17 protein-coding genes and 1 pseudogene are annotated in these 24,760 nt (G+C 73.0%); 11 read left to right on the top strand and 7 right to left on the bottom strand.

Annotated features, from left to right (window positions below):
* The 3 genes from E4099_RS09600 to E4099_RS09590 all read right to left on the bottom strand — a co-directional run.
* On the bottom strand, positions 1 to 1,022 hold a 1,022-nt coding region (locus tag E4099_RS09600), incomplete at its 3' end, for a protein kinase (RefSeq protein ID WP_167828331.1).
* An 81-nt stretch (positions 1,023 to 1,103) separates the two neighbouring features.
* Complete coding sequence (locus E4099_RS09595) at positions 1,104 to 3,146, bottom strand: protein kinase domain-containing protein (RefSeq protein WP_135338544.1); 2,043 nt, start codon at positions 3,144 to 3,146, stop codon at positions 1,104 to 1,106.
* 76 nt (positions 3,147 to 3,222) lie between these two features.
* Positions 3,223 to 3,696 carry a rhodanese-like domain-containing protein gene (locus tag E4099_RS09590; RefSeq protein ID WP_135338543.1) on the bottom strand — a complete coding sequence of 158 codons (474 nt, stop codon included), beginning with the start codon at positions 3,694 to 3,696 and terminating at the stop codon, positions 3,223 to 3,225.
* A gap of 142 nt (positions 3,697 to 3,838) precedes the next feature.
* On the opposite strand from E4099_RS09590, the gene E4099_RS09585 reads away from it, so the two are divergent.
* On the top strand, positions 3,839 to 4,285 hold the full coding sequence (locus E4099_RS09585) for an Lrp/AsnC family transcriptional regulator (RefSeq protein ID WP_135338542.1): 447 nt from the start codon (positions 3,839 to 3,841) through the stop codon (positions 4,283 to 4,285).
* A gap of 222 nt (positions 4,286 to 4,507) precedes the next feature.
* Entirely contained in the window at positions 4,508 to 4,891 is a 384-nt protein-coding gene (locus tag E4099_RS09580) for a hypothetical protein (protein ID WP_135338541.1), read from the top strand.
* A 186-nt stretch (positions 4,892 to 5,077) separates the two neighbouring features.
* Here the strand turns inward: E4099_RS09580 and E4099_RS09575 are convergent, their stop codons facing one another.
* The 3 genes from E4099_RS09575 to E4099_RS09565 are packed head-to-tail and all read right to left on the bottom strand — an operon-like array spanning position 5,078 to position 10,692.
* Positions 5,078 to 8,032 carry a CHAT domain-containing protein gene (locus E4099_RS09575; protein WP_135338540.1) on the bottom strand — a complete coding sequence of 985 codons (2,955 nt, stop codon included), beginning with the start codon at positions 8,030 to 8,032 and terminating at the stop codon, positions 5,078 to 5,080.
* A 3-nt stretch (positions 8,033 to 8,035) separates the two neighbouring features.
* Positions 8,036 to 9,319 carry a hypothetical protein gene (locus E4099_RS09570; RefSeq protein WP_135338539.1) on the bottom strand — a complete coding sequence of 428 codons (1,284 nt, stop codon included), beginning with the start codon at positions 9,317 to 9,319 and terminating at the stop codon, positions 8,036 to 8,038.
* Positions 9,319 to 10,692: a hypothetical protein gene (locus tag E4099_RS09565; RefSeq protein ID WP_245244717.1), complete on the bottom strand. Its 1,374-nt coding sequence runs from the start codon at positions 10,690 to 10,692 to the stop codon at positions 9,319 to 9,321. Before E4099_RS09565 ends, E4099_RS09570 begins: the two co-directional genes overlap by 1 nt.
* A 183-nt stretch (positions 10,693 to 10,875) precedes the next feature.
* Between E4099_RS09565 and E4099_RS09560 the strand changes: the two genes are divergently transcribed.
* The 9 genes and pseudogenes from E4099_RS09560 (at position 10,876) to E4099_RS09520 (ending at position 22,878) form a co-directional block, all read left to right on the top strand.
* Positions 10,876 to 11,298: a hypothetical protein gene (locus tag E4099_RS09560; RefSeq protein ID WP_135338538.1), complete on the top strand. Its 423-nt coding sequence runs from the start codon at positions 10,876 to 10,878 to the stop codon at positions 11,296 to 11,298.
* A gap of 345 nt (positions 11,299 to 11,643) precedes the next feature.
* Positions 11,644 to 12,498 carry a DUF3592 domain-containing protein gene (locus tag E4099_RS09555; RefSeq protein ID WP_135338537.1) on the top strand — a complete coding sequence of 285 codons (855 nt, stop codon included), beginning with the start codon at positions 11,644 to 11,646 and terminating at the stop codon, positions 12,496 to 12,498.
* A 259-nt stretch (positions 12,499 to 12,757) separates the two neighbouring features.
* Positions 12,758 to 14,011 (top strand): hypothetical protein, encoded by a 1,254-nt coding sequence (locus tag E4099_RS09550; RefSeq protein ID WP_135338536.1) that lies wholly within the window; start codon positions 12,758 to 12,760, stop codon positions 14,009 to 14,011.
* Positions 14,012 to 14,054: 43 nt separating this feature from the next.
* Positions 14,055 to 15,872, top strand: coding sequence for a phage tail sheath subtilisin-like domain-containing protein (locus tag E4099_RS09545; protein WP_167828330.1), 1,818 nt, complete (start codon positions 14,055 to 14,057; stop codon positions 15,870 to 15,872).
* 12 nt (positions 15,873 to 15,884) lie between these two features.
* Positions 15,885 to 18,260, top strand: a complete 2,376-nt coding sequence (locus E4099_RS09540; RefSeq protein ID WP_135338534.1) for a phage tail sheath family protein — start codon at positions 15,885 to 15,887, stop codon at positions 18,258 to 18,260.
* A 16-nt stretch (positions 18,261 to 18,276) separates the two neighbouring features.
* Entirely contained in the window at positions 18,277 to 18,738 is a 462-nt protein-coding gene (locus E4099_RS09535) for a phage tail protein (RefSeq protein ID WP_135338533.1), read from the top strand.
* 3 nt (positions 18,739 to 18,741) lie between these two features.
* Positions 18,742 to 19,527, top strand: a complete 786-nt coding sequence (locus E4099_RS09530) for a T4 family baseplate hub assembly chaperone (protein ID WP_135338532.1) — start codon at positions 18,742 to 18,744, stop codon at positions 19,525 to 19,527.
* Between the two features lie 1,853 nt (positions 19,528 to 21,380).
* Positions 21,381 to 21,995: pseudogene (locus tag E4099_RS09525) on the top strand (TerD family protein); the annotation flags it as partial.
* Positions 21,996 to 22,248: 253 nt separating this feature from the next.
* Complete coding sequence (locus E4099_RS09520; RefSeq protein WP_135338531.1) at positions 22,249 to 22,878, top strand: DUF4352 domain-containing protein; 630 nt, start codon at positions 22,249 to 22,251, stop codon at positions 22,876 to 22,878.
* A gap of 180 nt (positions 22,879 to 23,058) precedes the next feature.
* On the opposite strand, the gene E4099_RS09515 is transcribed toward E4099_RS09520, so the two are convergent.
* Positions 23,059 to 24,504 carry an alkaline phosphatase PhoX gene (locus E4099_RS09515; protein WP_135338545.1) on the bottom strand — a complete coding sequence of 482 codons (1,446 nt, stop codon included), beginning with the start codon at positions 24,502 to 24,504 and terminating at the stop codon, positions 23,059 to 23,061.
* Positions 24,505 to 24,760 lie beyond the last annotated feature (256 nt).

Below are 24,760 nucleotides of genomic sequence, written 5' to 3'. Positions count from 1 at the left end.
GTGGTGCCCTGAGTGGCGGGGGTGGCCACGGGGTCCGGGCCGACCGGCGCGCCTCGCCTCAGCAACCGGGTGGCCGACGCCGTGGGGGTGGTGGTCGGACCCTGCCCGTCCGGGTCGAGTTCGGCGATCCGCTGGGCACGGAGGGCCAGCGCGGCCACCACCCGGCCGGGCGGCGGGCCCGGCCGGTCCACCTCGCCGGAGGCCGACATCGGGATCCGGACCAGTTCGGCGGCGGTCGGGCGGTCCTCCGGCCGCGGGGCCAGCGCGGCGGTGACGACCTCCGCGAGGTCCTGCTCCATGCCGAGCAGTGCGGGCCGGTCGTGGAGGGCGCGGTAGGCCAGTACGGGCGGTGGGCCGTCGCCGAAGGGGAGCCGTCCGGTGGCGGCGTACGCCAGCAGCACCCCCAGCGCGTAGACGTCGGCGGCCGGGGCGGCGGTGCCTCCGGCGGCCACTTCCGGGGCCATGAAGGCCACCGGCACCGTCGACACCCGGCTGACCGGCTCCGGCCGTACCCCGGCGGCCCGGGCCGCCGGGTTCGGCCCGGTACGGCAGGCGTGCAGGGCCATCAGCAGCGGTCGCCCGGTGGTCAGCCAGACCCCCGCGGGGGACACCGCGCCGTAACCGATGCCCCGGGCGTGCAGCGCGGCCAGGGTGCCGGCGACCGCGCCGCCGAGCGCCGCCACCTGGTGCGGTGCCAGGATCGCGGACCCCTCGGCGGATCCCCTCACCTCGGACAGGGTCACCGCGGGGGTGTACGCCAGCGCGGCCCAGCGGGGTTCGGCATCGGTGGACAGCTCGCGTACGGTCGGGACACCGGGCACCGGCCGGAGGCTGAGTTCGGTGGCCGCCTCGCACGCGGGGCCGGGCAGCACACAGAGCACCGCGGGTGTCAGCTCGCGGTCCCGGCCCAGGTACATGGCCCCGGCCGGGAAACCCGGTTCGGGCCCAGGCCAGCGGGCCAGCAGCCGGTACGGCCCCAGGACACGCGGATCCTCCGGAAGCAGCCCCTGGACCACACCCATCCCCCTTCTCGGTTTTTCTCGGTTCTCGGTTTTTCTCGGTTCTCGGTTTTTCTCGGTTCCTCGGCCCCGTGCGGGTCCGGTTCACAGTCCCGGCAGCGCGCGGACGGCCGGGCCGCGCTGCCACACCACGGCGCCGCGCACCACCGCACCCAGCCAGCGGCTGCCCGCCAGGCCGGCCGGGGCGTAGCGGTACTGCTCGGCGGCCCGACCGGTATGCACCGCGACCGTGCCGAGCTCGGGATTCGCCAAGGCGGCATGCACCCCGGAGGCGGTCGTCAACGGCGCGGGGCGCGAGGCGAGTTCACCACCGGCCGGCACGGTCCACAAGGGTTTCCCGGCCACCGCGCCGACGGCCCGCAGCTGGCCGCCGTCCGCCACGTACACCGTCCGGCCCGCCACCGCGGGCTCGCCGAAGCCCTGATCCTCGTCCGCGGGCAGCGACCACAGCCGGCCGCCGCCGGCCGGGTCGAGGCCGATGAGGGAGCGTCCACCGCCCACCACCACGACCTGGGGGGAGATCCCGGGCCGGTACGGTGCGGCCGGCCGCCTGCCGCCGGTTCCCGTGCCGGACGGTGCCCTCCCGGCCGCGGGATGCCGCCACAGCTGCTCGCCGCCGGCGGAGAGCGCGGTGACCGCTCCCGTACCGGAGGCCACCACCAGCAGCCCCTGCCCGGCGGCCGCGCCGACCGGGCCGGGCACCGGCAGCGGCCGGTCCCAGCGCTGCCGGCCGTCGGCCGTCCCCAGTGCCCGGATCCGCCCGGCGCGATCCAGGACGTACGCGGTGTCGTCGTCGGCGGCGAGCAAGCGGTCCGCGTCGGCCTGGACCCGGCGGCGCACCGCACCGCTACCGGCGTCCAGGAGCAGGACGGTGCCGTCCGCGCCCAGGGCCACCGGGCGTCGTCCGCCGAGCAGCGCCCTGGCCGCCGGCCCGTGCCAGCGCCGCTCGCCGGAGACCGGGTCGTATCCGGTGATGCGCCCGCCGGCGTCCGGGAAGCACACCACCCCGTCCGCCTCGACCGGCGCGAAGGACGGATTCGCCGCGGCCCGGTCGTAGGACCACAGGGGCCGCGGCACCACGCCCGGGGCCCCGCTCCAGCGCGGGGTGGGGGCGCGGTCGGCGCCTGAGCCGGAGCGCGGCCGGGCCAGTACGGCGGCGCCGGCGGCGAGTGCCAGGGCCCCGCCCGCGCCGAGCACGGCACGCCGCCGAGCCGGCCGCCCGGAGCCGGCGCCCAACGCGGCCGCGGCCCGTTCGATCTCGGCGATGTCGGCGCGTACCCCGGCTGGCAGCCAGCGCTCGGCGGCGCGCGCCGCCGTGCCGTGCGGGTCGAGTTCCGCCGCCAGCTCCGCGGCGGTGGGCCGGTCGGCCGGTCGTTTCGCCAGACAGGCCCGCACCACCGGCAGCAGCGTGCCCGGTACGTCGTCGAGTCCGGGTTCGCCGTACACGATGCGGACGTCCGTCCCGGCCTGGTCACCATCGAGGAAGACATGCCGCCCGGTCACCGCGAACACCAGCAGGGCACCGGCGCAGAACACGTCGCTGGCCGGCCCGAGCTCGCCCTTCACCACCTGCTCGGGCGACATGTAGCCCGGGGTCCCCGGGCGCTGCCCGGCCGTGGTCAAGGTGGCGTCACCGGCCACCCGGGCGATACCGAAGTCGACCAGCCGGGGCCGGTCGGCGGCCAGCAGGAGGTTCGACGGCTTGAGGTCGCGGTGCACCACGCCGGCCGCGGCCAGCGCCGTCAGTGCCCGGCCCAGCGCCCCGGCCAGGGCGCGCACCGCGGGCACCGGCAGCGGCCCGTGCCGGAGCACGGCCTGCCCGAGCGTCGGTCCCGGCACGAACTCGGAGGCCAGCCACGGGACGCCGGTCCGCGGCGCCGAGCCGAGCACGGCGGCCACGAACGGGCTGCGCACCGCCGCCGCGGCGGCCGCCTCCCGGGCGAACCGGTCTCGCAGCCCCTGGTCGCGCAGCAGCTCGGGCCGGACCGTCTTCAGCGCCACCCGGCGCCCGGAGCCGCGGGCCAGATAGACCGTCCCCATGCCACCGGAACCGAGAATTCCGAGGATCAGATAGCCGCCGAGCCGTGCGGGCGCACCGTTCGGCAGCGGCTCGATCACTGAGGCCATGCCCGGGATCGTACGCGGATCACCGCACAACCAACCCTGCTGGTACGGGAGTTGGCAGCAAGACGCCGCGGTGGCCTCAGCAGCCGCAGGCGCCCGCGACCGGGGCGGTCAGCGGGTCGGCGTCGCGGCGCTCCGGACCCTGCCAGGTCTCGTACGCGAATCCCTCGCGCGCCCAGTACTCGAATCCGCCGAGCATCTCCTTGACCTGGTAGCCGAGTTCGGCGAGGGCGAGGGCAGCACGGGTGGCGCCGTCGCAGCCGGGCCCCCAGCAGTAGGTGACGACGGGCACCGACCTGTCGAGCAGGTCCCCGGCCCGGTCGGGGATGAGCGCGGTGGGCAGGTGGACCGCGCCGGGGATGTGTCCCTGGTCCCAGGATTCGGTGGAGCGGGAGTCGAGAAGCACGAACCCCGGGTCGCCTCCGTCCATGAGGGCCGCGGCGACGTCGGACACGTCGGCGTGGAAGCGCAGCGAGGCGCGGAAGTAGCCGGCCGCTTCGGCGGGGGCCGCGGGGGCGACGCTCAGGACGGGGTTCGGAACGGTCGTGGTCATGGAAGGGGCCTTTCGTGATGCCGAGCGGGACGGCCCGGCTGGTGCCTACGCCTTCGAATCTACGGGCCGAAACCGGCACCCTGAAGGGAAGACCAACGGTCTCTCATTGCTGCCGCCGGGGAATCCGTGGTAGTTCTCCGGCATGACCGTGATTTCCCTGGACGCCATCGACTGGCGCATCCTCGACTTCCTCCAGCTCGACGGCCGGGCCAGCTTCGCCGACCTCGCGCGTGCCGTCTCCATGTCGGCCAGCGCGGTCACCGAGCGCGTGCGCCGGCTGGAGGAGGCCGGGGTCATCAGCGGCTACACGGCGGTCGTGGACCCGGACAAGGTCGGGCTGACGATCATGGCGTTCGTGCGGCTGCGCTACCCGAACAGCAACTACAAGCCCTTCCACGACCTGGTCGAGGCGATGCCGGAGATCCTGGAGGCCCATCACGTGACCGGCGACGACTGCTTCGTCATCAAGGTCGCGGCGCGTTCCATGCGCCACCTGGAAGAGATCGCCGGCCGAATCGGCGGCCTGGGCGCCGTGACGACCAGCGTCGTGTACTCCTCCCCGCTGCCCCGGCGCGCACTGAGCCACTGACCCACCCGCCGGACCGCCGCGGCGAGCGGCCGCGTGGCCGTCGGCCGCCGGCGCATGGGGCGAAGTGGCTGGTGAGTGCGGTCGGTTGTGCACTGGTGAGTCCCTGGCGGCCGGGGACCGTGCACTGCTCAGGCGGCGGTGCGGGGAACGCGCTCCCTACGGTGAGGGGCATGGGGATCCGGCCGCTCCGGCCGGATCGAACATCGAAAGCGGGGATTCACGATGCGTATCCGAAGCAAGATCCGTACGGGTGTGGCGGCCCTCGGCATGGCGGTGGCCGGTGTCGCCCTGGCGGCCGGGCCCGCCGCGGCCGGCAGCAACGGCAACCAGATCCGCTTCTACGACAACGACGGAACGGTCTACTCCGTCTGGGTATCCGGCTACAACCAGAACGGGCAGTGGGTCAGCAACTGCTTCGGCACCCCGCACAGCACCACGAACCTCGACGGCTGGTGGTGGTCGGGATACGTGCACATCGACGCCTACCACAACTCGAGTTGCTCGGGTAGCTGGCCCGACGCGGGCAGCAACAACGTGTGGATCAACCCGGATCTGCCCACCGACTATCACAACGTCTTCTACACGAACGGGAAGATCACCGGATAGGGCGGAGTCGAGCGCCCGGTGAGGGCTGCCCCGCCCGTGTCCTCGCGGGCGGGGCGGCCCGGGCCGGTGAGGCGGTCGCGGGTCGCTGGGTGGAGGTCGCGCGCACCCCGTTCGGCCTCATCGGTGTGGTCGAACGTGCCGACGAGCACGCGCGGTGGGCGACGGGGCCGGCGGATCGCCCGGCGGTCAGACGACCATGCAGGTCATGGCGGCCCACAGCAGGGGTGAGTGCTCGATCCGGCCACCGGCACGCCACCGGTCGAGTTGCTCGCGCTGCCAGCGGCCGAGCCGGCGCACCGGATCGCGGTGCTCGTGCGCGGTGTCGACGGCCACGATCGCCTCGGACAGCGGGCGTACGGACGCGGGCAGGCCGGCCAGCCGATGGAACGCGAAGCTGGTCGGGAGCACCCAGCGCGTGGCGGTGACCAGCTCGGCACCGTTGTGGAGCATGGCCGTCGCCAGGCCGAACGACTCGGCGAACCGCAGATCGCCACCGCTCTCGCAGCCGATGAGCGCGACCCGCGGCGGCGCGGGCCAGATCCTCGCGCCGGGCTCACCGTCCGCGCTCAGGGGCAGCGTGCCCAGCAGGAGGTCCTTGGCCGACAGCGGCCGATGGGTGCGGACCGGATCGACCAGGCCGTCGGTCTGGGAACCGCAGCACAGATGGAGCGCGCCGTCCTCGCTCTGCCCGCCCTCGACCGGCGCGCCGCTCACATGCCCGACGTACATGAGTCTGCGCGCCCCCTTGCGGAGGACCCCGCTCAGCCAGTCCCGGTCCAGGTCGGTGCGGCGGAACGCCTCGGCCGGGCCGGCGACGGACGGCAGGACCGCGCCCGCGTCGAGGCGACCGCGGAGGAGCGCCAGCAGCTCCGGGTCCGATCCGGGCGGGCCCAGGACCGAGCCGAGCGGGGAGTCGGCCCGGAATCCGGGGACCCGGGGGTCCAGGACGAGAACGACCGCGTCGGTGTCCGGGTCCGTATCCGTGACCGTATCCGCCGTCGGAGGTGCGGCCGGGTGCCGCCGCCGCAACGACGCCGGCACGGTGGTCACGACATCCGCCAGATCGATCAGCCGTGTGCCGTCCGCGTCGACGGCGAGCAGCTCCCAGGGCACCTGGGCCACCCGGGGAGACGGCTGGATCCGCACCAGCGGACGGCCCAGACGCTCCGACACCTGGCGTATCTGCGCCGTCAGGGCCTCCGGCCACAGCGCCTCGGCCAACAGCCGCGCGAGCCGCCGCTCGCTCTCCCGATCGGCCAACGCCCCCGAGTCGAAGGCGCGCCGCATCCCCTCCGCTCCCTCGGCCGCTCCCGGCAGCGCGGCGGCCAGGGCGCGGACCGCCCGGTCGATCTCGTCCTCGAGCCCCTGGCCGGTGCCGAACCCGCTGGCCCCGCCGGCCCAGATCCAGGTCATGAAGAGGTCGCCGGCGTCGGCCAGCCGGATCTGGACCACCGGACGGCCCGCCAGGTCGTCCGTGCTCCAGAACGGCACCTCGTCCGCGTTCACGATCGGCCGGTGGTAGCGGAACTCCGCGGCCGCGATGTACTCCTGGAGCGCGACACGGCCGGAATCCGCCGACATCCGCACCTTCGGCGGCGGTGCGACACGCAGGCCGGCGGAGACGGCGGCCTCGGCCGCGACCCCTCCGAGCGCCACCGGGCCGTCGGGGTGCCCGTGCGCCTTCATGGCCGCACTCGGGAAGACCGCAGCGGAGTCCTCGGCGGACCCCGGGGGCTCCGCGGGCGAGGCGTCCCGCGCGAACAGCGGCGTACGGTCCAGTGCCAGGGAGGCGCCCGCGGCGCGGTGTTCCACCAGTTCGAAGAGGAGCCCCTGGTCCTGTCGGCGCAGGGCGAGGCGGAAGACCAACCGCATGGCGTCGTTGGCGAGTTCCAGCCACTGGCTGCGCGCATGGGCGGTGACGAAGTCGTAGCGTGCCGCCTCCAGGGTCAGTGCGGCGGGCAGGGCGAGGGAGAGCGCGGTGGCGAGGGACTCCCTCTCGTGGTCCCCGTGGTCCGTGCGGTTCAGGTTGTCCTCGAGGGCCCGCGCGAGCATCAGGTCGACCTGCGCGCATCGCTCGTACACCTCCCGCTCCTGGTACACCTCGCGCGCTTCCTGGGCCAACCGCTGCATCTCGGCGACGTCGCCGCGGTCATACGCCTGTTGGGCGCCCAGCAGTCTGGTGTCGGCGGCGGCGATCGAGGCACCGAGTCGTTCGAACCGGGCCAGGCTCACCGCCATGAGCTCACCCGCGCCGGCGATGTCGCCGCGCTGCCCGGCGAGATGGGCACGGGCCTGTTCGCAGACCGCCAGATCGCCGAACCGCCGCTGCCGCTCGAAGAACGCGGACGCCTCCGCGAAGAGCCGCTCGGCGGTGTCGAGATCGCCCCGCTCCATCGCGACGTACGCACGGTGCGCGAGCAGGGACCGCTGCTCGCCGGTGTCCCCCAGCGCCCGGTAGCGCTCCTCCGCGCGGGCGAGGTAGTCCTCGGCCTGGTCGAACCGTCCGGTCGAGGAGCAGATCAGGCCGAGGGCGGTCAGCAGCCGGGGCACGGTCTCCAGTTCGGTCGCCCGCACGGTGGTCAGCAGCGCCGAGGCGTTCTCCTCGGCCGCGCCCCACTCGCCCCGATCCATCAGCAGCAGCACGCGGTTCAGCCCGATCTCGGCCGCGCGCAGCCCCTCCGGATCGTCGAACTCGTGCAGTGCGGCCGCGGCCTCGTCGAGACGTGCCAGTGCCTCGTCCAGACGCCCGGTCACCCGCAGCAGGTCGGCCCTGGCCAGCAGGGTCTTCAGCAGGACCTCCAGCCACAGTTGGCGGCCGCGCGGCCCCATCGGCACCGACGCGACGCCGTCCAGCAGGCCGTGGGACCGTTCGACGGCCTCCTGCGCACCGGGCAGGTCCGAGGCGGTGCGCAGCACGCTCGCGAGGTCGGACAGCAGGTGCGCCCGCAGGAACCGCACGTCGGGCGAGTCCTCGATGGACTCGGCGACGGCGAGCATCTCCTCGTACACGGCGCGCGCGGCCGTGGTCTCGGCCGCCAGCAGGTGTTCCGCGGCCCGGGCGAAGCCGCTGTCGAACGGCTCCCCGTACAGCCGCACCACCGCGCCGGCGCCCTCGTCGTCGTGCCCGTCCTCGTACGGCATCCGTCAGTAGTCCTCACCCGTGGCAGCGGCGGCGGTCTCGGCCAGGAACGGCCCCAGGGCGGCGTCGTACGAAGCCGTGTCCTGCGGCAGGGGGTGTGCCACGGCGGTCAGCCGCCGCCGGACCAGGGCACGGACCGCGTCGCGGTCGGCGCGGGTCCCGGCTCCGGGACCCGGGTCGAAGCCGGGCAGCAGGACACCGACCTCGATGCGCGGCTCCGTCGCCCCGGCCGGCAGGTCCAGGTCCGCCCGGCCGCTCCAGCTGTCGTCCCGTCTGTCGAGGGCCACCCGGTTCGGTTGGCCGCCGTTCAGGCGGATCTCCGCGACCAGGGGCGCCCCGACGGTGGATGCCGAGACGTGGGCGAGGACCTCGACCTCGATCTGCCGCCGGGCGCCGAGCGCACGGGCGGTCCAGGTCACCGCGTTCTCGGCCGCGTCGACGAAACCGGGCGGGTAGCGGCGCCAGTCGTTGGTCCCCGAACCCCGGGCGATCACCCTGCCGGCGCCGGCCGGTGGTCCGGCCGCCGCCAGGGCGTAGCCGCCGCCGTGCCGTGTGAACAGCGCTCCGGGGTCGATCGGCGTCGCGGCCGGACGGCGCCGGTCCAAGGAGGTACGGAGGTGGCGCAGGGCCGGCCCGTCCAGCCCGGCGCTGTCCGCCGCGTCGTCGATCAGCCGCAGGACGCGGTCCAGGTGGAGGGCGGTCGCCGCCGGTTGCGAGGTGTCGCGCCACCACTGGACGAGCGGGTCGAGGGCGGCCTGGTGCTCCCCGATCAGTTCGGCCGCGCAGTCGTCGGGTTGATCGCCCTCGTCGTCGAAGAGCTGCTGGCACTGGTGGGTGAGGGCGGCCAGTTCCAGCCCGAGCAGGTCCGGTTCGAGCGCCGGGATCGCGTCCGGGTACGAGGCCGGCCACCAGCGGGCCGCCCAGTGCCCGAGGCCGAGCCGGGCGGCGCTGCCCGCGAGGGCGGTCGGATCCGCCATCGCGCGCACCCCGGCCGGCTCACGTGCCGCACAGTCGTGGACAGCGGCGGCGACGTGCTCGCCGTAGAGCGCCCACAGCCACTGCTGGGCCCGTCCGGGGTCATGGATCTCCGCGGAAGGCAGGCCGAGGCCGCCGAGGACCGGCCAGGCCAGTACGGCGCCGGCGGCGTCGAGGACGGCCCGGGTGACGTCGCAGCCCCCGGTGGGCACATCGCCGCCGGCCCGGCCGCGGGCGGCGTCCGTCCCGGCGGCGATCCGGACCGTGCCGTCCTCGCCCCGGGTGACCTCGACGTCCATGGGGTCCCGCGCCATCAGGTGCTCCTCTGCTCGGCCGCCCGCGCGGGGGGCGCCGACAGTGCGCGCAGCGCCGACCGGACCCTGGCGCGGTGGTCCATCATCACCGAGCGGGCGACGCCGTCGAGCACCGCCCAGGCCGACGCGAGGTCCTCCAGGGGCGCGTCGCGGACGTCCCGGCCGTGCAGCCGCACCCACAGCCGCCGCATATAGGCGGCCCAGGGGGCACGGAGGTCCTGGGCCAGGGCCTCCAGTGCGCCGCCGTCCGGATCGGGGTGGGGGGAGACGGTCATCCTGCGGGCGCGGAGGACCGAGGCCTCCCGTCGCCAGCGGCTGTTGACCGCCCGGTGCGCGGCCGTCCGCCCGGCCGCGGGCGCTCCGGTGCCCAGCGGATCGAGGCCGACCGCGAGCCGCCCGCCGAGGACCAGGGCGACGCGCAGGCTCTCGTCGTGGAGTCCGAGCGGAGCGCAACCGCGACCGGCCTCCCGCCCGACGAGCTCCGGAACCGTCGGCAGTTCCTCCCGCCGGGCCGAGGACTGCAGGACGGTGAAGAGCCGTTCGAAGAGGGTGCGATCCAGCGGCGCCGGAAGGGTGGCCGTCGAGGCGCCTTGGCCGATCTCCGGACGCGGCGGCACCTGCCGCGCGGTCAGTCCCAGGCTCGCCGGCAGGTCCTCGCCGCCCCAGACTCCGCCCGCCTGTCCCCACAGGGCCCGGCCGAACAGGCCGCCGTGTCCCGCCTCGACCATGGACGCGTACTCCGCCGAGTCCCCCGACCGGTCAGGGGTGCCGCAGGCTTCCAGGACCTCGGCCGCCCGTACCACCGCCGCGGTCGCCTCGGCCGCCGGCGCCGGGGAACGACTCTCCCAGGCGGCGGCCAGTTCTCCCTCCAGCCGGGTGCGTCGGGCCGCGTCGGCCAGGTACCCCTTCAGCGCCTCCACCGTGCGTCCGTCGGCGGTCTCCGCCACCTCCTCGACCACGGCCCTGGCCCTGGCCTCCGCGTCGGCGGCAGGCGCTCCGTAAGTGGTGGCCAGCTCGAAGCAGCGCTGGAAGTAGAGGTCCTGGGGGCTGCCCGCGACGATGCCCAGCGTCCGGCGGGCCCTCTTGAGCAGGGTGTACCACTGGGCCGTCGCCGCGAGACGCGCACCCGACTCCCGGATCAGGCCGTCGAGGCGGGCGGCCTGGTCCGGGCCGAGGAAGTCCACCGCGAGTTCGGGGCGAAGGGCCGGCCTGACGATCAGCGGCAGCACGATCAGCTTGACCGTCCGGGTCAGCGGCGCCCCACCGGGGCCGCTCAGCGATTCCAGCCCCGGTCCGAGGCCACGCCAGGCGTGGTCGATGACCATCGCGCGCGATCGGCGCTCGCCGGTCGACAGGCTCGGGGGCAGCGGCATGGGAGGAGCGTACGACGACCGGGAGGGGCGGGCGAACTTGGGATCGGTAGGCGCACCGGGCCACTTACCGTCCACACCGTCAGGCACCGCCGGCGGGGACGGGCCCCGCTACCGCAACCCGGGCCCGTGCCCGGTGTGCGCCGTGTACGCCCGCGCCCGGCACCACCAGAGGGGAAGAACACCATGGGAATCTTCGGGAAGCGCAAGAGCCGCGAGGAGCGGGCCGTCGAACTGGCCAACAAGATGGCGAGCGGCAAGGGCTTCCACAGCCGTATGACGCGCGCCTTCCTCGGCAAGGAGGACTTCGGCAGGGTCCAGCAGTCGATCGGCGCGTACAACTCCGGTCTGGTCGTACGGCAGTTGCTGGCGGCGGGGGCGCCGACGACCCCCGCTGTCGTCGTGTCCATCAGCGACACGGGAAAGCTGGTCAACTTCGATCCGGTCGTGGACCTCGTCCTTGAGCCCGTCGGCACCGAGGACCGGATCACCTTGCAGACCATCGTGTCGAAGCTGCGGATCCCGCGCGCCGGCGACCGGATACTGCTGGTCGCCGACCCCGCCCGGCCCGGGGGTTACCTCTACGCCGGGGGCGACGCGGCGCCGTGACCCGGCACCGCCGCGCGAGGCGCCGGCGAGCGGCGCCGACCCGCCCTGCCCAGGCGGCCGGGTGCCGGAGGTGTCCGGTTGTGCCGATGCCACCCCGCACCGGACCGGGAAGGAGCCTCGGCCGACGTTCCGCCCCGGCCGGCTCCCCGGGCCGGCGATCGCCGTCGGGAGCGGCGGACGCCACTCCCCCACGACGCCCTGGCGCAGGGGATCGCGCGGGGCCCGTCCGAGAGACCGAGGTCCTCAGATGCAGCACGACGAGAACGGCCGCGAGCCGACACGGGCCTCGGAGATCGGCCTGCACGGAGCCCTGGTCCTGTGCTCGATCTCCGTGGGTGATGCCGGATGAGCGGGTACCAGGTGCTGGAGCTGTGGTGGGCGGTGCCCGCGGGACTGGCGCTGCTCGGCTACGGGCTCTCGCTGGCCGGGCTGACCCCGGCCCAGCGAGCGGTCTGGGTGCGGGCACGCGTCGTGGCGGTGGAGCAGCCGGCGCACGGCGCCTCCAAGCGGCCCGGGATCCCGGTGACGGTCGCCTTCCAGGACCCCGCCACCGGGCGGGAGTTCGTCCTGCCGAACGCCGGCAAGCACGGCGACGCGCTCCAGGAAGCCTGGGTGGGCCGTGAGGTCGAGGTGCGCTACCCGCCCGGGCGGCCGCACCGGTACCGCGTCGCACTCCTGCCCATGGACGAGAGGACCGGCCGGGGCGTGCCGAACTGCGCGGTCGCCCTGCTCCTCGTCGGGCTGGTGATCCATGCGGCCGTCCGCTGGGGCTACCCGTGGGCACTGCTCGGCTTCGGTGCCCTGGTCACCGTCTCCGCCGCGCTCAGTCCCGACGTCCGCAACGCGCGCACCCGAGATGCCCTGCTGGCCACGGCCGTCGCCGTCCCGGCCCGGGTCGTGGCCGTCACCAGGGACGTCTACACCGACGGAGAGGGCGAAACGATCGTCAACCACGCTCCCGTCGTCGCCTTCACCACCCTTGCGGGCATCCGCGTCACCGTCCTGTGCCGCGAGGGCATCCCCGATCCGAGCCGGTCCCTCGGCCGTGAACTCACCCTTCACTACGCCCCCTCCGACCCGAGCGTCTACACGCCCGACCTCGCGGCCGAGCGACGGGACGGCGAGAGGGCCATCGGCGTGGTCATCATCCTGCTGATCGCCGGAATCGCGGCGATCGCCACCGGCGCGGCCACCCTCTGACGCCCTGGACCGCTGCTGTCCCGAGGGTGAATCCGCCGCTCCATCTGGATCAGCGGATGCCTGTCGGGGCCGGATCGGGCCGCTGCCCGGCGCAGGCTGAGGACCGGGCCGCATCGCGGCATGCGCGGCCCGGCCCCGGCCCCGGGAGCGAGAGGAGGCGGGCCTTGGAGCGGAACAGCGAGCCGCCGACGGCACCCGGCGGCGCCCGCGGCGCCCTCCCGCGCACACGCCACGACGTCTCGCCGGGCTGAGGCGCCCGATGACCACGCTGCTGGTGCACGACACCACGACCCCCTGGCACCCGACCGACCCCGCCCTCGACGTGACCGTCGGGACGGGGACCCTCCTCGATCGCGAGGTCGCCGTCAACCGGCTGCGCTACGACGGGGGGCCGGCCGCCGCGGCGGAGTTCGCTCCCGCGGCCCCGCTCGACCTCACCGACTGGGAGGAGCTGAGGTTGTGGATCCGGGCCGACCCACCGGCCCACGGCACACCTCAGCTGCCCTTCTACCTGGCCCTGTCCTATACGGACGCGCAGGACTCTCAGGGAAGCGAGCACCGCTGGTTCATCCCCGTCAACGACGCGGACACCTGGGAGCACTGCCCGATCGGTATCGGGGACGACCGCAGAGGCGCGATCACACGGTTTCGGCTGGAGACCATCGGCGGCACCCCGTTCACCGCCGAGGTGTACCAGCTCCGCGCGGTGCGCGAGGAGATGCTCGGGGACATCGAACGGGCGCTGGTCGACGCGCTGTCCGGACTGCGGCCGCCCGGCCTGGACCGGGTGCCGCTGCTGGTCTCGGCCGCTCCGGGCGACCAGACGGTGGAGCCGGCGTACGCCTCCGGGTTCGCGCCGGGCAACCGGATCCTGCTCCAGGGAGGCCAGGGTCCGGACGAGGAACACGACGTGGTCCAGGTGACGAACGGGTCGCTCCCCGGCCGCACCCGGCTGGCGTTCGCGGCCGACTCCCCGGTCCGCGGCGGCTTCCCCGCCGGTGGCTCGTCGGTGTCGGTGACCGTCCCGGTGGAGCTGGCGGCGTCCGACAGCGCGACGGGGAGGGCCGTGCCCCGGGTGGAGGTGTCCGGTACCGAGGTCCGGGAGGACGCGGACCGGAGCGGCTACGCGCGCCAGCGCGACAGCTTTCGGCCCAGCGGACCGCTCACGGTCTGCGCGGTCCGTCCGCCGGCCCGCGCGTACACCGCCGACTACCGGATCACCGTCGCCGGCACCGACCCCGGCCAGCGGACGGCGATCCACAACGGCGTGCTGAGCCGGCTCTCCAACGACCGCCCCCTGTGGATCGACGACATGCCGGCGCCCGTGTGGATGCTGCCCGTGCCCTGGTGGCAGGAGTGCCAGGAGACCGGCCCCGGGCCGGTGCGGATCCGGGTGGGGTCCCGTATGCAGACCGGTCCGCGCGAGGTGCTCCCGTTGGTGCGGCGCTCCGAGGTCCGGGCCGGCCGACCGGATACCCCGGAGGACGACGAAGGGATGGCGCCCCGTCCATGAAGCGACAGCGAAGGGACCGTACGGTATGCCGTCCAACGTAGGAGTGAACGTTCTCGAGGTCGACGGCACCGCGGGACCGGCGATCACCGCCGCGCCGACGTCCGTGGCGGCCTTCGTCGGCCTGACCGAGCGCGGCCCCGCCGACCGACCCGTACGGCTCACCGGTCCGGCCCAGTTCCGGGACCGTTTCGGCGGATACCGCCCGGACGGGTTCCTCGGCTACGCGCTGGACGGGTTCTTCCTCAACGGCGGCACGACCGCGTACGTGTCCCGGGTGGTGGGGGCCGACAGCCTCCCGGCATCGCGGACGCTCCAGGACCGGCAGGTGAACCCCGCGGCCGTGCTGAAGGTCTCCGCGGGCTACCGGGGGGAGCATGACCCCGGGCCGTGGGGGAAGCGGCTGCGGGTCGATGTGGCGGACGATCCGCGGATCACCACCGCGCTGAAGTCCGACACCCCGGCCAACGCCACCACCGCCACGCTCGTGTCCGTCGACGGGATCGAGCCGGAGACGGTCCTCCGGTTCAGCCCCGGCCGCACCGCCGCGTACCGGAAGGTCACCGCCGTGGACCCGGCTGCCCGGACGGTGACCTGGCAGGAGCCGATCGCCGCCGCCCTGGACAGCAAGACCACCACGGTGGCGACGCCGGAGTTCCGGTTGACCGTGTCCTACCGCGCGGATCCGACGGGTGACCACACCACCGTCGAGAACTGGCGGGGGTTGACCATGGTGCCGGGGTCCCCCGACTACGCGGTCGCCCGGCTCAACCACCCGGTCAGCGGATCCCGCTACCTCCTGCTGACCGACCTCACCGCGGACACCGCCGGCGCCGGGCTCGGCTATCCGGCGCCGGTCACCGGTGCCGACCTGAGCGAGGAGGGCACCGAGGCCGACGCGGACGCGAAGGCGTACACCGGTGACGCCGCGGCCCGCACCGGACTGCACGCCCTGGACACCACCGAGATCCAGCTGCTCGCCGTACCGGACGTCCATGGTTTGAACGAGAGCGATCGCCACACGGTGGTCCTCGCCGCCCTGGACTACTGCGCCCGGCGCGGCGACGCCTGCTTCGTCGGCTCGGCACCCGACCGCGCGGTGCGGGTCGCGGGCACGGTGCCACGCGCCCCGGCCGACTACGGCGACCTCGACAGCGAATACCTCGAGACCGTGGTCGAGTACGCCTCGGACTTCCACGCGGCCAAGGTGTACGGGGCCCTGTACGCGCCCTGGATCCAGGTGGCCGATCCGCAGGCGGCGGGGGCTGCCGCCACCCGGTTCGTCCCGGCCGACGGCCATGTGCTGGGGTTGTACGCCCGAACCGATCTGGAGCGCGGCATCTGGAAGGCACCCGCCGGCACCGCGGCGCAGCTGCGGGGTGCCCTGGACACCGCCGCGCGCTTCACCGACCGGCAGCACACCCACCTGGTGCGCGACGGCCTGGTCAACGGGGTGCGTCCGGACCGGGACGGCGGAATCGTGGTGGCCGCCTCCCGCACCCTGTCCACGGACACCCGCTGGTGGTTCGTCAACGTCCGGCTGCTGTTCAACTACGTCGAGTCCTCGCTCCGGGACGGTCTGCGCTTCGTGCGCCAGGAGCCGCACACCGAGCGGTTGCGGCGCTCGGTCCGGCTCAGCGTGGTCACGCCGTTCCTGCTCGGGCTCTGGCGGCAGGGGGCCTTCGGGGCCGATCCACCGGAGCAGGTCTTCACCGTCAAGTGCGACGCGGAGAACAATCCGGCCGCCGAAGTCGACCAGGGCAACTTCCGCCTGGAGGTCTACTTCTACCCGGTCCGGCCGGCCGAGACCGTCACCATCGTCGTCGGCCAGCAGCCCAGCGGCGGCTCGGCCGCCGAGGCGTAGAGGGGACCAGCGATGACGTTGAACATCGGAGTGAATGTCGTCGAGGTCGACGGACGGGCGGCGCCCACCATCACCGCGGCGCCCGTCTCGGTGGCGGGCTTCCTGCTGCGCGCCGAACGCGGCGTGCTCGACACACCGGTCGCGCTGCGGGGCATGAACGACTACGCCGCGCGGTTCGGCGGGGCCACCAAGGGCCTGTACGGAGCGCACGCGGTCCGCGGCTTCTTCGACAACGGCGGAGCCGACGCGTACGCGGTGCGCGTGCTGGACCGGGTCGGTAGCAAGCCCGCCGAGGTGGTGCTGCCGGACCTCGGCGGGACGACCCCCATCCTGGCGATCACCGCGGGCTACCGGGGGCGGCAGGATCCCGGGGACTGGGGCAACCGCCTGTCGGTGACGGTCGCGGAGAACCCGCGTGCCGTATCCGCCCTCCCGGCCCAGGTCCGCGGTGCCAAGACCGGCCCGTTCGCCCTGGTGGACCAGCAGACGCTGGAGATCCACGTGGCCGGCGCCTCCGTCACGATCACCTTCCAGGCCGCGGACTTCACCACGATCGGCGCGGCGACGGCCGCGGAGGTGGCCGCGGTCATCGCGCGGCAGACCCTCGGCGTCCGGACGGTGACCACCCCCGACGGAGCCCTGCTGCTGGTGGGTCCGGGCTCCGGGCCGAATGCCTGGCTGTCGGTGGGGGGCACCGCTGCCGCGGCCCTGGGCTTCGCGGGCACGGCCCATGGCGGCGCCGCAGTGGCGGCCGGGAGCGCCCTGGTGGCGCTCACCGCGACGGGCGGGCTGGCGGTGGGATCGGCCGTCCGCCTGGAGAGCCGGGGCATGGTGGCGGCACCGGGCGGCATGGCGGCCGCCCTTCCCGCCGATGCCGGCATGGCGGTGACGGTGGACGACTCGGGGAAGCCCGTCCAGATCGCCTTCACGGCGGCGGACTTCGCCGGCGGCCTCGACCACATCACCTCCAAGGAGGTGGTCGCGGCGGTCAACCGCCAGGCCCAGGGCTTCTCCGCGGCACTGGCCCCGGACGGGAAGCTGGTCCTGATGTCGGACAGCTTCGGCAGCGGTTCGTCGATCGCCGTGCAGGCGGGCGCCGGGCACGACGCCACCGGGCCGCTCGGGCTGACGCACGCGGAGCCGGTAGCCGGAGTCAGCCAGCCCGGGACCGTCGAGCAGGTCTCGGAATCCGAGAAGTACATGACCTGGACCGGCGGCGATCTGCCCGCCGCGGTGCCCGCCCAGCTCACCCGCCTCCGCTCGGCGGAGTTCGATCTGGTGGTCGACGACCAGGGCCGTGAGGTCGAGCGCTTCGAGTCCCTGTCCATGCAGGACGGGCTGCCCTGGTCCGTCGGTGCGGTCGTGAACGACCAGCACGCGGGCTCCCGGTTCGTCATCGCCACCGACCTCAAGAGCCCATCGGGCCCGGTGGCCGACATGCCCGCGGCGGGGACGTACCGGGTCGGCAGCACCACGGCGGGAACGGACGGCGACCCGCCGCGGGACATCGACTTCATCGGCGACCCCGCCGCCCGCACCGGACTGTTCGCCTTCGACACCGTCGACATCCAGCTGCTGGCCTGCCCCGACTCCGACTCCCCCGGGGTGGTGACGGCGTGCCTGGACTACGTGGAGCAGCGCGGCGACGCGATGTTCGTCGGCTCACCGCCCCAGGGCAGCGACCTGGAAGGAACGAAGGAGTACGCGGCGCCCTTCCGCGGCCGCAAGGTGTACGGGGCGCTCTACGCCCCCTGGATCAGCATCGTCAATCCCCTGGACACCGACGGCCGCGACCCCCTGCTGCTGGTCCCCCCGGTCGGCCACATCCTGGGGATGTACGCCCGCGTCGCCGAGGCGCGCGGGGTGTGGAAGGCGCCTGCCGGGGACGAGGCCCGTCTCGCCTCCGCACTCGGCGTGGAGTTCGACATGACCGACGCCGACCACACCGACCTGGTGCGGAACGGCGGTGTCAACGGTGTCCGGGCCATTCCGGGGTCGGGCGTCGTCGTGGATGCCTCGCGCACGCTCAGCACCGACACCCGATGGCTCTATGTCAATGTGCGGCGTCTGTTCAACCATGTGAAGTCCTCCCTGCGTGACGGCTTGCGATGGGTGGCCCAGGAGCCGCATTCGGAGGACCTGCGCCGACGGGTCCGGCTCAATGTGGTGACGCCGTTCCTCCTCGGGCTGTGGCGGCAGGGCGCCTTCGGATCGGACCCTCCGGAGGAGGTGTTCTCCGTGAAGTGCGATGCGGAGAACAACCCCCCGTCCGAGGTGAACGCGGGGAACTTCACGGTGGAGGTCTTCTTCTACCCGGTGAAGCCCGCCGAGACGATCCTGATCGTCGTCGGCCAGCAGGACAGCGGCGCTGTGGCAAAGGACACCTGAGCGAAATGAGGCGGATGTGGCCGAGTTGACTTTCCATGAGTCCTATCGAACCCATGGATTCATGCTCGAGATCGAGGGAACGGCCTGCCCGGTGACCAAGGTGACCGGGCTGAGCGAGGGGACCGCGGAGACCATCGACCAGCCCGACGGCGGCTCCCCCGTGGTGCGGAAGATCGCGAGCGGAGTGGTCAAGTTCGAAACCCTGGTGATCGAACGCAATGTGGACGGCAGCCCCTTCGACAAGCTGTTCCGGGACTGGTTCCGGGAGATGTTCTCGCTCAACGGCGCCAGCGGCGGCTCGTCCGTCCGGCGCAACGGCGCGGTGCTGAAACTGGAGAACGGCCAGGAGGTGCTGCGCTTCGCGTTCTACGAGGGCTGGGTCAAGTCGTCCAAGTTCACCGACCTGGAAGCGGGGTCCACCAACTTGTTCAAGCAGACAGTGGAGATCGAGCACAACGGTCTGGAAAGGGTGTCCTGACGCATGGACGGGGAGAGGGCGCTGCCACGCAATCGCGAGTTCGAGTTCGAGTTGCCCGTCGGATACGAGGACGCCGAAGGGCAGGTCCACCGGACCGCCGTGCTCAGGAAGATGACCGGCCGGGACGAGGCCATCATGGCCGACAAGCGCCACCGTTCGAACGGCGCCCGTATGATCTCCGAGCTTCTGGGCAACTGCCTGGTCCGGCTGGGAACCATCGAGAACCCGGGCCTCCGGGTGGCCCAGCAGCTCTACTCGGCCGACCGGCACTACCTGCTGATGAAGCTGCGGGAGATCACCTTCGGGGCCGAGATGCAGGCCACCTACTCCTGCCCCACCTGCCAGGAGGCGACCGTCCTGGTCGAGGACCTGGCCGAGCTGGAGGTGGTCAGGCTGGGGGGCGACGAGGTCCTCGAAGACCTCGTCGTACGCCTGGAGGACGGGTATGTCGACCGGTCGGGAACCGTCTTCGACGTGCTGGTCTTCCGGTATCCCACCGGTGTGGACGAGGAGCGGATCGCCGCCGCGAGCAGGGACAACGCCTCGCGGGGGAAGAACGCCCTGATGGCGCGCTGCCTCAAGTCGATGGGCGATATGCCCAGGCCCAGGCTGGAGGCCCTGGGAAGCGCCGTCTTCAGCGACATGACCCTCTCCGACCGGCGCCTCATCGACCAGGCCATGCTCAGCCGCGGCCTCGGCGTCAGTATGCAGCGCTCCGTCAACTGCGGCGGCTGCGGGCGCGATTACGACGCGGCGATCGACATGTCGAATTTCTTGGCAGCTTCGTAGGAGAGGAGGAAAGGCTGCGCCAGGAGGTCTTCTTCCTCGCGTACCACCTGCACTGGGGGCGCGAGGAGATCCTCGGCCTGCCGACCGAGGAGCGTTGGCACTATGTGCGCCAGCTGGCGGACCAGCTGCGGCGCGAACAGGAAACGATCAGCGAGTCGATGGCGAGATGAGGTGCGGCGGTTGTGACTCCGGAGGGCGTGGTCGCGCTGCTGGACCAGATGTACGCGGTGATGCGCTCGGTCGGCATGACGTCGGGCGACATCATGCACACCGTCGTCCAGTTGCGGGAGGCGCTGGTGCTCCAACTCCAGGGGTTCAGTACCGCCGTGAACGAGAAGGTGGTGTTCCAGGTCAGGACCGCGCAGGGCCAACTCCTCGACTGGACGCGCAGTGTCGACGTCATCGCCCGCAAGGCGGGCGAGCTCGCCCAGCACATCGAAGTGAAGACCGGCTCTGTCGAGAACGCCCTCCCCTCGGTCAACGCGGCCTACCGTCAGGGGGAGGCGAACCTCCAGCTGCTCAAGGACCTGGCGCTCGGAGCGACCGGGACGGTCCAGAACATCTGGAAGATCTACTCGGCGCCGATCGCCGAGATGCAGCCCTTCATCGAGAAGCGCATGGGCGAGTGGACCGAGCACATGCGCACGCGGTTCAACGCCTCCGACGCGGAGATCGAGAAGGCGATCAGGAGCTTCCGGTTCGAGGACGCCCTCGGGGACGCGATCGAGTTCACCTGGGGGGCGGAGGGCCCCATCGCCCATCGGGCCGCGAAGGCCGCCCGGAGCAGTCCGGACTTCGGCCCCGCCATGGAGGTGCTCTTCGGCCCCAGCGGAAAGATGGCGGACGCGGCCCATGACGCCGCGCTGGGGGTCAACCTGGAACCCGCCGAGAAGGCCTTCGAGAAGAAGCTGGCCGACGGGGTCGGCACCGCGCTGACGGGGGCCGGGGACAAGGGGGCGGCCGCGGCGGCGGAGTCGCTGAGCAAGCGGATCTCGTCCGGCGCGACCGAACTCGGCAACCTCATGACGTCGATCCCGCAGTTGTACGACTCGGTGACCAAGCTCGGCGAGGCCTGGGACAAGCCGAACAAGTCGACCAAGGACTACATGGACCTGCTGTCGGCCGCGGGCGGTATGTTCACCCAGGCCGGTCAGGTCATCCAGGCCTTCACCGGCGCCACCGAACTCGCCTCCGCCGCGAACGCGGTGTTCAACGCGATCATGGCGATGAACCCGATCTATCTGGTGGTGATCGCGGTCATCGCGCTGATCGCGGTGATCGTCCTGCTGATCGTCTACTGGGACGAGGTCAGCGCCGCCCTCCGCGACAACCCCTGGCTCGCCGTCGCCGCGGTCCTGCTCGGCGTCATCGGGATCATCATCGTGGTCATCGCCTACTGGGACGAGATCAAGCTGGCGGTCCTGATCGCCGCCAACTTCATCAGCATCCAGGTGCAGATGATCGGTCAGGTCTTCACCGCCCTGGGCACGCTGATCGGCCAGGTGTGGGCCTGGATCGTGGCCACGGCGCAGAACGCCGGGATCGGTGTCATCAACACCTTCATCGCGGCCGGCACCGCCATCCAGAACTTCTTCATCGGGGTCGTCAACTCCGTGCTCGGCATGTACAACAAGCTCGCCGACAGCGCCGCGGGGCAGGCGGCGGGGCTGGCTCGCGCGAATCTGATCCCGCAGGTGGAGATGCAGGCCCGGTTGATCCCGCCCAAGGAGGTGCCGCCGATCAATGTCACCGCGGCGCTGACCCCCAAGCCGGTCAAGGGCGGCCTGGAGGGCCAGATCGCCGCCCAGGAGGAGGCGGTGGCCAAGGCCAGGGAGGCCGACGAGGCACGCCGGGCCAAAGCCGCCGCTCCCCCGGCCGCCGCCGGCACCGGCAAGATCAATCTCGACAAGGGCCGGGTCAACCTCCAGAAGAACCAGACCGTCTCCCTGGTCAAGGGCGGCAAGCCGCTGCTGACCACGGTCAAGATGGGTCTGGGCTGGGAGCCCGCGTTCCGCGGCAAGGACATCGACCTGGACGCCTCGGTGATCGCCTACGGGGTGGACCGCAAGAAGATCGACAACTGCTTCTTCGGGAAGCTGTCCATCCTCGGCCACACCATCCAGCACTCCGGGGACAACCTCACCGGCGTGGGCGGCGGGGACGACGAGGTGATCACCGTGCACCTCGGCTCCCTGCCGCCGGAGGTGACCGGCCTGGTCTTCACGGTCAACTCCTTCTCCGGGCAGAAGTTCACCGATGTCGCCAAGGCCTACTGCCGGCTGCTGGACGCCGGCACCGGCCAGGAGCTGGTGCGCTTCGACCTCACCCACGCCGAACCGCGCACCGGTGTGCTGATGGCCAAGATGATCCGGCAGTTCTCCGGCGAGTGGGAGATGACCGCGCTGGGCGAGTACGTGGACTCGCGCACCGTCCGGGGCATGGTCAAGCCCGGCGCCAAGGCCCTCTGACGCTCCGCAGGCCGGCGGCGCCCGCACTCGCTGTGCGGGCTCCGCCGGCCTGCCCGGCACCGCGGCGGCGGGCGATGACGCGCCGTCGCCGCGCTCCGCTCCCACGGCAGGAGCGATCGGAGCCGTGCGGATACCCGGGACTGCGCGAACGCGAACTCCGCCGTGCGCACCGCGATTCGACGACGCCTGCCTCCCCGCCCCACCACGGCGGAGATACGGTCTCCCTGCTCTCATCTGATCACAGGGGACCACCATGCGCACGCGTACCATCGCCGCCCTCGCCGTCTTCGGCCTGCTGCCGCTCACCGCCGCCTGCGGAAGCGGTGGCGACAACGACTCCGCGGCCGACAAGCCCCCCGCTCAGGCCGGCCTCGACTGCTCCGACCCGCGGATCACTCACGTGGAGTGGGTGAAGCGCTGCCAGAACGAGAAGGCCGGGACGGACGGCGAAAAGCCCGCGGAGACGGCGGCCGGCAAGGCTCTGGGCCTCGGAGAGTCCGGCACGTTCACGCTGGCCGACTCCGAATCGGGCAAGAAGACGACCTTCCAGGTGACCGTCGACGAGACCACGTACATCGACGAGCCTGCCGAGGTCGACACCACCCTCGCGGCCAAGGGGCGGTACCTGCGGCTCGGCCTCACCCTGAAGAACGTCGGCGAGAACACGGTGCACCTGCTCACCTACGGCGAGATCGAATGGGAGAACGCGGACACCGCGGCCCAGGACGCCACGACCCTCGTCATCCTCGACGGGCCGGAGCTGGACACCACGTACAAGCCGGGTCAAGCGGTGACCGGGAAACTCGTCCTCGACGTGCCCCAGCGCGGGGGCGTCCTCAACTACACCGAGGGCAGCGGGTTCACGATCAAGCTGCCGCGGTAGACGGCCGAGCACCCGCCCTTGGCACCGGGGCGGTGCGCCGGCCGCCCCGGCCGGGCCCACCGGGACGCCCCGGACGACCGCGCCCGTCCACGCGGGAACGGCCGCTCCCGTCGGTTCGGGAGCGGCCGTCGTCCGCCGGCTGAGCCCAGGCCCGAGCCTGGCGGTCGGCGTGCCCGGGGGTCAGCCGCGGGAGTGCTGGCGCCGCCAGGGGCCGGTGATGGCCACCATGATGCCGGGGGTCTGGATGTTGGCGAACAGGGTGCGTCCGTCGGGCGAGAAGACCACGCCGGTGAACTCGCTGTACTCCGGAGCCTCGGCGGTGCCGATGTTCAGGTCGTTGCGGGCGATCGGGTACGTACGGCCGTCCTCGGTGGCCCCGAACAGGTGCTGCACGCCCTCGCCGTCCTCGGCGATGACCAGTCCGCCGTAGGGCGAGACGGTGATGTTGTCCGGGCCGTCGAAGGCACCGTCCCGCGACGGGTCCTGGTTGACGCCGAAACGGACCTTCAGGGTGAGGGTGCGCCGCTTGGGGTCGTAGAACCACACCTGCCCGTCGTGGGCCACCGGGCTCTCCGCGCGGGCGAAGGAGGACACCACGTACGCGCCTCCGTCGGCCCACCACAGGCCCTCCAGCTTCCGGGCGCGGGTGACCTCGCCGGCACCGAACTGCTTGCGCACCGGCACCGTCTTGGCGTCACGGTCGGCCACCGGCGCCCAGTCCACCCCGTAGACCGTGCCTATCTCGGTGGCGCGGGACAGGTCGTCGACGAACCGGCCGCTGGAGTCGAAGCACTTGGCCGCCGCCAGCACGCCCGCGTCCTCGGCGAGGCCGCGCAGCTTGCCGCGGCCGTGCGTGAAGCCCTGCGGCGGCGTCCAGCGGTAGAACAGGCCGTTGGGGCCCGCCGAGTCCTCGGTCAGGTAGAGGTGGCCCCGCTTGGTGTCCACCACCACGGCCTCGTGGTCGAAGCGGCCCAGCGCCTTGATCGGCTTGGGGGCGAGGTTGGCCCGCCGGTCGTGCGGGTCCACCTCGAAGACATAGCCGTGGTCCTTGGTCATACCGTTCTGGCCGGCCCGGTCGGTGTTCTCCTCGCAGGTCAGCCAGGTGCCCCAGGGGGTGGTCCCGCCCGCGCAGTTGGTGGAGGTACCGGCGATGCCCACCCACTCGGTGACGTGGTCACCGTGCTTGGAGACCTCCACCACGGTGCAGCCGCCGGAGGCCGCGGGGTCGTAGACCAGGCCCTCGACCAGGGGCACCGGGTGCTCCCAGGCGCTGCGCGGGCCCTTCAGCTCGTGGTTGTTGACCAGCAGGGTGGCGCCGCGGGAGCCCTCGAAGGTCCCGGTGCCGTCGTGGTTGGAGGGGGTGGTCTCGCCCGACTCCAGGGTGGTGACCCCGCAGTGGGTGATGATCCGGTAGGAGAAGCCGGCCGGCAGCGCGAGCAGGCCCTCGGGGTCCGGGACCAGCGGCCCGTAGCCCAGCTCGCGGCCGTGCCCCGCAGCCTGCGGACCGTGCTTGTCGGCGGCGAGCGCCCCGGGCGCGGTGGCGAGTACCCCGGCGCTGCCGACCAGGGCCACCCCGGCCCCGGTGTAGGCGGAACGCTTGGCGAAGTCTCTGCGGCTGAGCGGCATTGTGATCTCCCAGTTGGCCGGATTCATGCTCATCACTGCGGGCATACGGTCGCGCCCCCGGTCGAACGGGAGTTGAACGGCGTACGACATCCGAGCGGCCGCCCGTCGTCACCTCCGCGCCCGCAGCCGGCCACCGCCCCTCGCCCCGGCCCCGCGCACGTACGGCACGCCCAGCCAGGCACCGAATCCAGCCATCCCCAAGCACAGACGCCAAGCCCACGGAGAGACACCCCACCCACTCACCGCGAGCGATCAC

The sequence above is a fragment of the Streptomyces palmae genome, from assembly GCF_004684805.1.
GTDB classification, from domain to species: domain Bacteria; phylum Actinomycetota; class Actinomycetes; order Streptomycetales; family Streptomycetaceae; genus Streptomyces; species Streptomyces palmae.
Note: the sequence above shows the minus strand (reverse complement) of the source record. Positions and strands in the feature narration are given on the sequence as shown.